At 53.8% G+C, this 11,563-nt stretch carries 8 protein-coding genes; all 8 read left to right on the top strand.

The features are described 5' to 3' along the window. The 8 genes from HWE17_RS18485 to HWE17_RS18450 all read left to right on the top strand — a co-directional run bounded on the left by HWE17_RS18485 (position 1) and on the right by HWE17_RS18450 (position 11,467). The gene (locus tag HWE17_RS18485; protein WP_369681747.1) at positions 1-645 is read left to right on the top strand and encodes a DUF4197 domain-containing protein; all 645 of its coding nucleotides are present in this window, start codon (positions 1-3) and stop codon (positions 643-645) included. Between the two features lie 380 nt (positions 646-1,025). Further along, positions 1,026-3,935 (top strand): YjbH domain-containing protein, encoded by a 2,910-nt coding sequence (locus tag HWE17_RS18480; protein ID WP_176389737.1) that lies wholly within the window; start codon positions 1,026-1,028, stop codon positions 3,933-3,935. 56 nt (positions 3,936-3,991) lie between these two features. After that, on the top strand, positions 3,992-5,902 hold the full coding sequence (locus HWE17_RS18475; RefSeq protein ID WP_176389736.1) for an SLBB domain-containing protein: 1,911 nt from the start codon (positions 3,992-3,994) through the stop codon (positions 5,900-5,902). A gap of 137 nt (positions 5,903-6,039) precedes the next feature. Continuing rightward, positions 6,040-7,254, top strand: coding sequence for a GNVR domain-containing protein (locus HWE17_RS18470; protein WP_176389735.1), 1,215 nt, complete (start codon positions 6,040-6,042; stop codon positions 7,252-7,254). 84 nt (positions 7,255-7,338) lie between these two features. Continuing rightward, complete coding sequence (gene rfbF / locus HWE17_RS18465; RefSeq protein WP_176389734.1) at positions 7,339-8,109, top strand: glucose-1-phosphate cytidylyltransferase; 771 nt, start codon at positions 7,339-7,341, stop codon at positions 8,107-8,109. After that, complete coding sequence (rfbG, locus tag HWE17_RS18460) at positions 8,109-9,176, top strand: CDP-glucose 4,6-dehydratase (RefSeq protein ID WP_176389733.1); 1,068 nt, start codon at positions 8,109-8,111, stop codon at positions 9,174-9,176. The genes rfbF and rfbG overlap by 1 nt, the downstream gene beginning before the upstream one ends. Positions 9,177-9,206: 30 nt before the next feature. Further along, positions 9,207-10,532, top strand: coding sequence for a lipopolysaccharide biosynthesis protein RfbH (rfbH, locus tag HWE17_RS18455; RefSeq protein ID WP_176389732.1), 1,326 nt, complete (start codon positions 9,207-9,209; stop codon positions 10,530-10,532). Between the two features lie 2 nt (positions 10,533-10,534). Next, entirely contained in the window at positions 10,535-11,467 is a 933-nt protein-coding gene (locus tag HWE17_RS18450) for an NAD(P)-dependent oxidoreductase (RefSeq protein WP_176389731.1), read from the top strand. Positions 11,468-11,563 lie beyond the last annotated feature (96 nt).

Genomic DNA, 11,563 nt, shown 5'->3' with positions numbered 1-11,563 from the left:
GTGGGGCCGGGCGCGGGCGCCGGCCCCCTGGATGCCCTCAGCAACCAGGATGCGAGCAATGGCTTGAAAGCGGCGCTGGACGCTGGATCGGCCGCCGCCGTTGCCAAGTTGGGCATCGAAAATGGTTTTTTGAACAATGACAAGGTCAAGATCAAGTTGCCCGGTATTCTGGAGCAAGCCAAGCCCTTGCTGAAAATGACGGGCCGCGGCCAGCAACTGGACGACCTGGTGGTGTCGATGAACCGTGCCGCGGAGTCGGCCGTGCCGATGGCCAAGCCCTTGCTGCTCGACGCCGTCAAATCGATGAGCGTGAGCGATGCGAAAAATATCCTCTCCGGTGGCGATACCTCCGTCACGGATTTCTTCCGCCAGAAGACCTCGGCGCCCCTGGCCGTCAAATTCCTGCCCATCGTGAAATCCGTGACCGACCGTTCCGGCCTGGCCAGCAAGTACAACAGCACCATGAGCCAGATCGGCAAGACGGGACTGGTGCCGCAGCAGCAATCGACGGTGGAAGGTTATGTCACGGACCGTGCGCTTGACGGCCTGTACCTGATGATCGGCGAGGAAGAAAAAGCCATCCGCAGCAATCCGCTCGCCTATGGCAGCAAGATTATCGGCAAAGTGTTTGGCAGTTTGAAGTGACAGTTCAAGCGTGATGCAGGGCTGCAGGCGGCGTTTGCGCTGCATGGATAGGTGTGGCGCAAGGGAAACAAGTTAAGCATTTGCTACAAGAAAACAATGTTAAAATTCTGCGACATACATTCCTGAGGCATGGTTAAGCAACGATCAATTGCCCGGGAGTGCCCAGTTTTAGTGGCGAACTGATGCGTGGCATTGCAAGATGCCCGTCGGTTGGCCTTTTTTCGTTTCATTCACGTTTCCCCAAGCTCATTGATTTTCTGAATATATTGTCAGGAATTCCAGGTGCAGGATCTTTTAGGTAGCCGGATTTGTTAAGCGTACTCAGAAAATCAATCAAATATACCTGGTGTGGCTGTCTGGTGCTTGGCGCGCCTTCGGTGATGGCCGCGACCCCGAATCATGGTGGCCAATCCGGGTATATCAATATGCCCAGCGCCGTGGTGGAAACGGACGGCACCTTCAGCGTCGGCTACAGCTACGACAGTCCGTATGGCCAGTTGTGGGCGACGGCGAATATCCTGCCTTTCCTGCAAATGACGGGACGCTATGTGTCGATCACGGGCATTCCTGCATTTAGCAGCAGTGATGCAGAGTATGGCAAAGGATACGGCCGCTATAAAGATAAGGTTGTTGACGGTAAATTGCGCCTGTGGACGGAAACGGAGTGGTTGCCGTCCGTTGCTGTCGGCATGACGGATCTGTTTGGTACCGAGCTGTTCAAGGGGCAATATGTCGTTGCCACCAAGACTTTTGGCGCCAGCAAGAATATCGAAGCGAGCCTGGGCTATGCCCATAAACGCCCGGACGGCGTGTTTGCCGGCATGCGCTGGACGCCGAAGGCATTGCCGCGCTGGTCGATGGTGGCTGAATATGATGCGACGAATTATCAACGTGATATCCGCGCCAGCGAAACCGGGGCGGACAAACGCCGCAAGGGCGCTTCCGTGGGCCTGGAATACCGCTGGGGCTGGTTAGCCTTGCAAGCGGCACGCAGCCGTGACCAGTTCAGCGTGAACGCCTTTATCAGCATTCCGTTTGGCGAACGCGAGTTTGTCCCCAAGGTGTACGAACCGGCGTATTTCGTCGATGACAAGAATCCGCCACCGCTGCCGAGCAAGGAAGAATGGCACCGCGACCCCGTGTATGGCGCCGACCTGGTCAATGCTCTGGTAAAACAGGACTATAAAAATATCCGTGTCGAGCAAGAGGGCAATGTCCTGAGCCTGAGCCTGACGAATAGCCGTATTTCAAACATGGGCCGCGCCGTTGGCCGCGCCGCGCGCACGGCTGTCGCTTTCACGCCGAAGGGCGTGACGACCTTGCGCATCACGTATACCAAGCTGGACCAGCCAATCGCCACCTACGAATTCTTTGATTTGCCAAAACTGAACGACTATTTGGCAGGCAAGATCGACCGCAAGGCCTTCCTCGACGTCGTGCTGCTGCGCTATCCGGAGAAAAGCGATGTCATCCGGGACGATCAGCAAGGCTGGCTGCAGGAATTCCTCGACAAGCCGGCGCCCGTCGTTGCCGCCGCGCCTGCACCAGCGCCTGCGCCCGCGCCGGTACTTGCCGCAGCTCCCGCGCTTGCCGCCGCACCGGCTCCCGCCAGGGCCGCCAACGTCCTGAGCGATGATGGCAAGCTGGCTGTCGGCGTCGGCGTCGATGGCGACGTGGTGCAAATCAAATCGCTGGACCGGGAAGCGAACCGCTTCAAGGTCGCTCCCAAGGTGGGCTTCTTCTTCAATGACCCGAGTGGCGCTTTCCGCTATTCGATTTCGGCCGTGGCCAACTACGACCGCCGCCTCGGTGACGGCCTGTACCTGAACAGCGCCGCCAGCCTGCAGTTGCTGGAAACGGTATCGGGCGTCAAGCAGCCATCGAACAGCAACTTGCCGCACGTGCGTACCGATATCGCGGAATATCTGCGCGGCGGGCGTTTCTCGCTGAGCCGCGTCTTGCTGAATAAATACAACAATCCTGCCGAGCGCGTTTATACCCGCATGTCGGCCGGCCTGTATGAAGACATGTTCCGCGGCGTGGGCGGCCAGGTGCTGTACCTGCCGAAGGATAGCCGCTGGGCGGCCGACGTGGCCGTCGATGCCTTGCAACAGCGAGGCTACAAGGGTTTGCTCGATTCGCGCGACTACAAGACGGTGACGGCGATCGGTTCCCTGCATTACCGCTTGCCGCACGACATTACCGTGACGGCGCGTGCCGGCCGCTTCCTGGCAAAAGACACGGGCGTGCGCATGGAATTCAAGCGCCGCTTCCAGTCCGGCATCGAAGTCGGCGCCTGGTACACGCATACGAACGGCAACGACATCACCAGCCCCGGCACGCCATCGAAGCCATACCAGGACCGTGGCATCTTCATGTCCGTGCCGCTGAACAGCATGTTGCCGATGGACACGCAATCGACGGCCGGTTTTGCCATTGCGCCATGGACGCGCGACGTGGGGCAGATGGTGGCCTCGCCGGGCGACCTGTACGACATGCTCGAGCGCCCGCGCGCCGACATGCACAGCTACGATGGCCTGGGCAACTTTGCCGAGCGCCCGGACGAACAGCATCTGCCTGCCGTCAATCCGCCGGACCGGCCGTTTGTCAGCCCATGGCCCGCCATGCGCGCGCGTCTGGAGCAATCCGCATCTGCTACGCCTAGCGCCCCTGAATGGCTCAAGGCGACGGCGGTGGTCGGCGGTGTGGTGGTGGCTTCCGCGCTGGCCGACAAACCGGTCGACCGTTTTGTCAAGAAACATGAAGATTCCAAGGTTTACCGCAACTGGGACAAGCTGGGCAAGGCCATGCCGTACGCGGCAGTGGGCGCCGCTGCCGCCGCCTTCGCCCTGGGCGATGAGCGCATGCAAAATACGGGACTCATTTCCCTGCAATCGGTTGCCGCGGCTACGGGTCTGGCGGTGGCCGGCAAATATGCGTTTGGCCGCGCCCGTCCAGAGGAAGACCTCGGAACGTGGAGCCGCGTCGGCAGCGGCAATTCCCGCTCGAATTCCTCGTTCCCTTCCGCGCATGCCGCGATCGGTTTTGCCGCCGTGACGCCGTTTGCCAAGGAATATGATGCGCCATGGCTGTACAGCGTGGCCGCCGTCGGTTCCGCCGGCCGCGTGTTTGGCCGCAAGCACTGGGTCTCCGACACGGTCGCCGGCGGCATCCTGGGCTACGCCATGGGCAGCTGGCTGTGGCACGCGCAGCGCGACCAGAGCAAATCGGGTCTGTCGATCAATCCCGGACCGAAAGAAATCAGCGTGACCTGGCAGGGCAAGTATTAAGCGCGCATGGCGCTCCCTTTAATCATACAACATCATTTCTTCAGACAAAGACCAGCATGAAAAAGCAACTTCGTACTTCCCCGCCTTTCGTGAAACATCTCATTTTCTCGGCTTGCCTGCTGGGCGCAACTTCTGCCTACGCCGCAGGGCAGGACCTGGACATGGCTGACATGTCGCGCTCGAACCTGTCTCGCGCACAGGCAAGTGAGTCGGGCGCAGGTACCTTGCCGAGTATCCGTAGCGGCCGCAGTGATCCGCGCCAGGAGAAAGCGCTGGCTGCCAATAATCTCAGCAAGCAGGCTGCGACAGGTACCAAGGCCGGTGCTTTCGAAGAGTATGTCGATGGCGTGACAGGCAAAAAACTGAGCATCTTCGGCAAGGATCTGTTCAGTGATGTGCCGTCCACCTTCGCACCGCTCGATGGCGTCCAGGTGAACCAGGAATACGTGATTGGCACGGGTGACGAGTTGCAGGTACGCGGCTGGGGCATGGTCGACATCGACGTCAGCGCCACGGTTGACCGCAGCGGTGCGATTTTCATTCCGCGCGTCGGCTCCATCAAGGTCAGCGGCGTGCAGTACAAGGATCTGCAGGGCTACCTGAAGAAAGCCATTAGCAAGATTTACACCAATTTTGACCTGACGGCGAGCATCGCGCAAACGCGCGCCGTGCAAGTGTACGTGGTTGGCCATGCCGTTCGTCCTGGCACGTATACCTTGAATTCCATGAGCACCTTGCTCAATGCCCTGTTTACGTCGGGCGGTCCGGATGCCACCGGCAGCATGCGCAATATCCAGCTCAAGCGCGGCAAGGACACCATCAGCACCTTTGACCTGTATGACATGCTGGTCAAAGGCGACAAGAGCCGCGACGTCACTTTGCGCGACGGCGACGTGATCTATATTCCTGAAGTCGGCCCGCTGGTGGCTTTGACCGGTAGCGTGAAGCAACCGGCCATTTTTGAATTGAAGGGCAATGCCAGCCTGGCCGATGTCTTGAGCTGGGCCGGCGGCTTTGATTCGGCTGCGGAAACGAAGCAGGTGATCGTCGAGAAAAACGTCGATAACCAATACAAGACCGTGCTGGAACTGGTGGCTGACAAAGGTGTCTCTAGCAGTCAGTTGGCCGGCATTGCCGTCAAACCGACCGATATTTTGCGCGTATTCGCGCCAGGCGCCGTACCTGTGCAGGCACAAATTCAGAATGAATATGTGCGCGTGGCCGGCGAAGCAAAGCAGAGCGGAATCTTCCTGTTGAAAAAAGGCGAAACCCTGCGCGAGCTGGTCGCACGTGTCGGCGGCGCCAATGAAAACGGCTACCTGTACGCGACACAGTTGAACCGTGAATCCGTACGCCGTGCACAGCAAATTAAATTGGATCAGGTAGCTGACCGTTTTGAGCGCGATATGGAGTCGAATGCCACCCAACGTATGGCAGCAAGCAACGATAAGGATAACGCGGCGAAGGCTGTGGCCGAAGTCGAGCAGCAGCGCCGTATCGCACAAAAACTGCGCAGCATCAAGGCAGAGGGCCGCATTGTTCTTGATTTGCCAGGTGTCGACACGCAGGTCAAAAACCTGCCCGATCTGCCGCTGCAGGACGGCGACTCCATTCTGATTCCGCGCCGTCCCGGCACTGTCGATGTGCTGGGTTCGGTCTTCCAGCAAAACGCCTTTGTTTACCGTCCACAACGTACGGTAAACGATTATGTGAGGCAGGCTGGTGGTGTTACATCCAATGCCGACAAGTCTGAAATATATGTGATTCGTGCCGATGGTACAGCCGCTAGTAGTCAAGCCAGCGGCTGGTTCGGTGGCATTGGCGGTAATGCGGTCAATCCAGGCGATACTGTCGTCGTGCCAGAGAAAATCGATCGCAGCACTTTCATGCAGAGCGTGAAAGACTGGACAGCAATTTTCTATCAGTTTGGTTTGGGTGCCGCTGGTTTGAAGGTATTGAAAGACTGATTGAAAATATCATATTTCATTTGCCGTTAATTTTGACTTTTAATAACTTGTCGCAAAATATGCATAGCCATATTGTTACGGTTTGATTAAATCAAAATTATTTTCTGGCTTTAAAATAGACTGTTACCTGAAAGAAAATGATGTCTGAGCAAATGGTGGAAATAAAAGAGAACGTGCTTGCGATTAAGGAAAATAATGAAATTCATATCCTGGATTTGCTTGTGCTACTTGGTGAAAATAAGAAATTGCTATTTCTTACCCCCCTGTTTTGCCTGTTACTTGGGGTAGCGGCGGCATTTTTTATCATCAGTCCGAAATTTTTGTCAAAGTCTGCCATTTTGCCTCCGCAACAGCAGCAAGGGGCAGGTATGGCAGCAATGTTGGGACAACTGGGAGGCCTGGCAGGTGCCGCTGGAGGTATCGCCGGATTGAAAAATCCGAGCGATCTTTATGTCGGCATGTTGGAGAGCCGGACTGTGGCTGACAATCTGATTAATAAATTTGATTTAAAGAAGAAATTTGAAGTGGATACCTTCGATGATGCCAGAAAGAAGCTTGCAGGAATAGTTGATATTTCGAGCGCAAAGTCAGGAATCATTTCGATTGCTGTCGAAGATACTGATGCAAAATTTTCCGCAGAATTGGCAAATTCATACGTTTCCGAATTATCCGCATTGACGCAGAATTTGGCAATTACAGATGCTTCACAACGGCGCTTGTTCTTTGAAAAACAGTTGGTGAAGGCAAAAAATGATCTTGCTGAATCTGAAATTTCTTTGCGTAATGTTCAGAAAAATACGGGAATTATTCAGCTTGAAGGTCAGGTAAGAGGAATTATTTCTAATGTGGCGCAGCTTGAGGGTACGATTGCTGCGAAAGAGGTACAACTTGGATCAATGCGTAGTTTTGCAACCAATAACAATCCGGAAGTTATTCGCCTGCAACAGGAAATTCAAGGGTTGCAGAACCAAGTTGAAAAATTAAAGCGTGGTCCAGAAAGCAGGGGTGGGGATGCGCTTGTGTCGACGTCGAAGTTGCCAGACATTGGAGTGGAATATATTCGTGGATTGCGTGATGTGAAGTATAACGAGACAATCTTTGAATTGCTTTCCAAACAGTACGAGTTGGCCAAGATCGACGAGGCGAAAGAGTCTTCAAATATTCAGATACTGGATAAGGCTGTTCCTTCAGAGAAAAAATCAAAACCAAAAAGAGTTTTTATCATGCTGGGTGCTGTTATTGTTGGTTTTGTTTTTTCTATATTTTTTATTTTTATGCGTGAATTTTATCGATTTTCACGGAGAAGTGAGAAATCGAGAGAGCGCTGGGTGAAGCTATCCAAGGTTTGGTAAAAAAATTGTTATTTGTATGAATGTTATTGCTTGGATCTGATTTAAAGATTTTTCTTGTTTTTAAAATATATTTGTGGTGAAAAAATGAAAGCAGTCATTCTCGCCGGTGGTTTGGGTACACGTATTAGTGAAGAAACTTCCACCAAACCAAAGCCGATGGTAGAAATTGGTGGCAAGCCGATTCTGTGGCATATCATGAAGACATATTCGGCGCATGGCGTTAATGATTTCATTATTTGTTGCGGCTACAAGGGCTATGTCATCAAAGAATATTTCGCCAACTATTTTTTGCATACCTCGGACGTAACATTCGATATGCAGAATAATCAAATGGAAGTGCATGCGCGCAATGCTGAACCTTGGAAGGTCACGCTGGTCGATACCGGCGACGAGACCATGACTGGTGGCCGCCTGAAGCGTGTCAGGCAGTACCTGGAAGGGGAAGAGGCGTTTTGCTTCACCTACGGCGATGGCGTTAGCGATGTCAATATCACTGAGTCGATTGCTTTCCACAAGGCGCACGGCAAAATGGCAACGTTGACCGCGACGCAGCCTCCTGGTCGCTTCGGCGCGTTAATCCTCGATGGGCAGAAAATCAATAGCTTCCAGGAAAAGCCACAAGGTGATGGGGCATGGATCAACGGCGGCTATTTTGTGCTTTCGCCGAAGGTCATCGATTACATCGCTGACGACAGCACGACATGGGAGAAGCAGCCGCTGGAGCGTCTTGCGGCCGAAGGTCAGCTGGATTCTTTTTTCCACCGCGGCTTCTGGCAACCGATGGATACCTTGCGCGACAAAGTGCATCTGGAAGAGCTGTGGCAGTCGGGTAAGGCTCCTTGGAAGGTTTCCTGATGAACATGGAATTTTGGCAAGGGAAGCGCGTCTTCCTCACCGGCCATACCGGCTTCAAGGGTGGCTGGCTGAGCCTGTGGCTGCAGCAGCTTGGCGCCGACGTGACCGGTTACGCACTGGAAGCGCCTACCACGCCCAGCCTGTTTGAAGTGGCCAATGTCGCGCACGGCATGCAATCGGTCATCGGCGACGTGCGCGATGGCGACGCCGTCAAACGCGCCATGGCTGCCGCGCGTCCGGACATTGTCATTCACATGGCCGCCCAGCCATTGGTACGCTACTCGTATGTGAATCCGGTGGAAACGTATTCCACCAACGTAATGGGTGTGGTCAATCTGCTCGAGGCCGTGCGTGCCACGCCTGGCGTGCGCGCAGTGGTCAACGTCACCAGCGACAAGTGCTACGAAAACCGCGAATGGCCGTGGGGCTACCGCGAAAATGAGGCGATGGGTGGTTACGATCCCTACAGTAACAGCAAGGGCTGCGCCGAACTGGTGACAGCCGGCTATCGCAGTTCCTTCTTCCATACGGACAAATACGCCGAGCACGGCGTGGCCCTGGGCAGCGCTCGCGCAGGCAACGTCATCGGTGGTGGCGACTGGGCGCTGGATCGATTGATTCCCGACATGCTGCGCGCCATTGGCGCTGGCGAGCCGGTGCTGATTCGCAACCCCCACGCCATCCGTCCATGGCAGCACGTGCTCGAACCGCTGAGCGGCTATCTGACCTTGGCGGAAAAGTTGTATACGGAAGGCACCGTGCATGCCGAAGGCTGGAATTTCGGTCCACACGACACCGATGCGAAACCCGTCGAGTGGATTATCGAGCGCATGACGCAAGAGTGGGGCGCTGGCGCCTCCTGGTCGCGCGATGGACAGGATCATCCGCACGAAGCAACCTATTTGAAGCTCGATTGTTCCAAGGCGCGCGGCCAGCTGGGCTGGCATCCACGCTGGGATATCGGCCAGACCATCGCCAAGATCGTCGAGTGGCATAAAGCCTGTGACCAAGGTGCGGACATGCGTGCAATGACGCTGGCGCAAATTGCCACCTACCAAAATACCTAATAAATTACCTAATAAATTGAAGGCTGCATCATGAGTGAACAACTGACCCAACAACAAATCCGCGAACAGATCGCTGCTCTGGTGGCGCAATACGGCGCACTGGCCAGCGTGCCGAAGCCATTCGAACCTGGCGTGACGGTGATTCCACCGGCCGGTAAGGTCGTTGGCGCGCCTGAAATGGGCCTGATGGTCGAGGCGTCGCTGGACGCCTGGCTGACCACCGGTCGCTTCAACGATGAATTCGAAAAGCGCCTGGCCAAGTTCATCGGCGTTGAATTCCTGATCACCGTCAACTCCGGTTCGTCGGCCAACCTGGTGGCCTTTTCGGCGCTGACATCGCCAAAACTGGGCGCGCGCGCCATTCAGCCCGGTGACGAAGTCATCGGTGTGGCGGCGGGCTTCCCGACTACCGTCAATCCGATCCTGCAATTTGGCGCCGTACCTGTCTTCGTCGACGTCGAGCTGGGCACCTACAATATCGATGCCAGCAAGATCGAGGCGGCCATCACCGATAAAACCAAGGCCATCATGCTGGCCCATACCCTGGGCAATCCGTTCAATCTGGAAGTCATCGTCGCGCTGTGCAAAAAATACAATCTGTGGCTGGTGGAAGATTGCTGTGACGCCCTGGGCGCCACCTACAACGGCCAGATGTGCGGCACCTTCGGCGATATCGGCACCATGAGTTTCTACCCTGCGCATCACATCACGATGGGCGAAGGCGGCGCGGTGTTTACCAATAATCCGGAACTGAAAGCGATTGCCGAATCGTTCCGCGACTGGGGCCGCGATTGCTATTGCGCGCCGGGCAAGGACAACACCTGCGGCCAGCGTTTCTGCTGCAAGCTGGGAACGCTGCCGGAAGGCTATGATCACAAGTACACGTACAGCCACCTGGGCTACAACCTGAAGATCACCGACATGCAGGCCGCTTGCGGTCTGGCGCAGATGGACCGCGCGGCTGGCTTCGTTCAGGCGCGCAAGGACAATTTCGACTACATGAAAAACGGTCTGAAAAGCTGCGAGGAATTCCTGATCCTGCCGGAAGCGACACCGAACTCGGATCCATCGTGGTTCGGTTTCCCGATCACCCTGCGCCCTGAGGCTAATGTGGACCGGGTCAACCTGTTGACGTTCCTCGATCAAAACAAGATTGGCACACGCCTGCTGTTCGCTGGCAATCTGACACGCCAACCTTACATGATTGGCCGCAACTATCGTGTTTCTGGCGAGCTGACGAATACCGACCGCATCATGCACGATACCCTGTGGATTGGCGTCTTCCCTGGCTTGACCAAGGAAATGATGGATTTCTCCATCAGTAAAATTGAAGAGTTTTTTGGTGTGAACTTCTAATTATGAAAATACTGATTACAGGAGTGACCGGTTTCTTAGGTAGTCACCTCGCGAAATATCTGATTGAGGCTGGTCATTCCGTAATCGGTTTAAAGAGAAAATCGTCCTTGACTTCTAAAATCGATTTGATATCAGATAGGTTGCAGTTATTTGATATTGAGGATGGATTGGAATTTCTTAGTTTTGAAATAGATGCGGTGATTCATACTGCAACTTGTTATGGAAACAAGGGCGAGGCGGCATCAGAAATTTTGAGTTCTAATGTAATTTTCCCTCTGACTTTGATGGAAAAAGCAAAAGCAAAAAATATTCACACCTTCATTAATGCTAGTACGTTTTTCTGTAAAGCAGCCGATGATTATGGATATTTAAATAAATATATTAAGTCAAAGAAGATTTTTCATGACTTTGCTAAGTCCTTTGGAGAACTGAATGAAATGAAATTTATAAATGTAAGTCTGGAGCATATGTATGGCCCAGGCGACGCAGATAGTAAATTCATTACAGATGTAACGAAAAGATTTCTTCGGCATCAGGCCGTCATGGATTTTACTCCAGGAAATCAGATTCGTGATTTCGTCCATGTGGATGATGTCGTATTTGCCTTTGACAGAATATTGCATTACGCAAAAAATAGTGTCGAGGAAAACTACGCCGATTTTGAAGTAGGAACTGGTACAGCAACTTCAATTAAGGATTTTGTAAACATGATTCATTCCCTTTCGAAATCGAAAACGGAAATGAATTTTGGGGCATTGTCATATAGAAGCTCAGAAATCATGTACTCCAAGGCGAATAATGAAAATCTGATTGTGAAAACAGGCTGGAGTTCGAGGGTTTCCATGACTGAAGGAATTCAGAGCATTTTATCTGATTTGACGTCAAAAAATACCAGCATAGATAAAAAATCCTGCTTCGATAGGGGGATTAGGTAAATTAGCGATTGACTTGTAAAATTTGATCAGAATTTCTTGGTGCCATGTGGCGAGTGGAAAATAAAATAGAGAGATTCCTTTCATGTCGGTATTTGA

The organism is Janthinobacterium sp. BJB401 (assembly GCF_013372745.1).
Classification (GTDB): Bacteria; Pseudomonadota; Gammaproteobacteria; order Burkholderiales; family Burkholderiaceae_D; genus Janthinobacterium; species Janthinobacterium rivuli.
This window is presented reverse-complemented; position numbering and strand designations above follow the sequence as displayed.

Coding starts and splice junctions, on each gene's coding strand:
- HWE17_RS18480 (WP_176389737.1), top strand. CDS start 1,026: ATGGCCGCGACCCCGAATCATGGTGGCCAATCCGGGTATATCAATATG.
- HWE17_RS18475 (WP_176389736.1), top strand. CDS start 3,992: ATGAAAAAGCAACTTCGTACTTCCCCGCCTTTCGTGAAACATCTCATT.
- HWE17_RS18470 (WP_176389735.1), top strand. CDS start 6,040: ATGATGTCTGAGCAAATGGTGGAAATAAAAGAGAACGTGCTTGCGATT.
- rfbF (WP_176389734.1), top strand. CDS start 7,339: ATGAAAGCAGTCATTCTCGCCGGTGGTTTGGGTACACGTATTAGTGAA.
- rfbG (WP_176389733.1), top strand. CDS start 8,109: ATGAACATGGAATTTTGGCAAGGGAAGCGCGTCTTCCTCACCGGCCAT.
- rfbH (WP_176389732.1), top strand. CDS start 9,207: ATGAGTGAACAACTGACCCAACAACAAATCCGCGAACAGATCGCTGCT.
- HWE17_RS18450 (WP_176389731.1), top strand. CDS start 10,535: ATGAAAATACTGATTACAGGAGTGACCGGTTTCTTAGGTAGTCACCTC.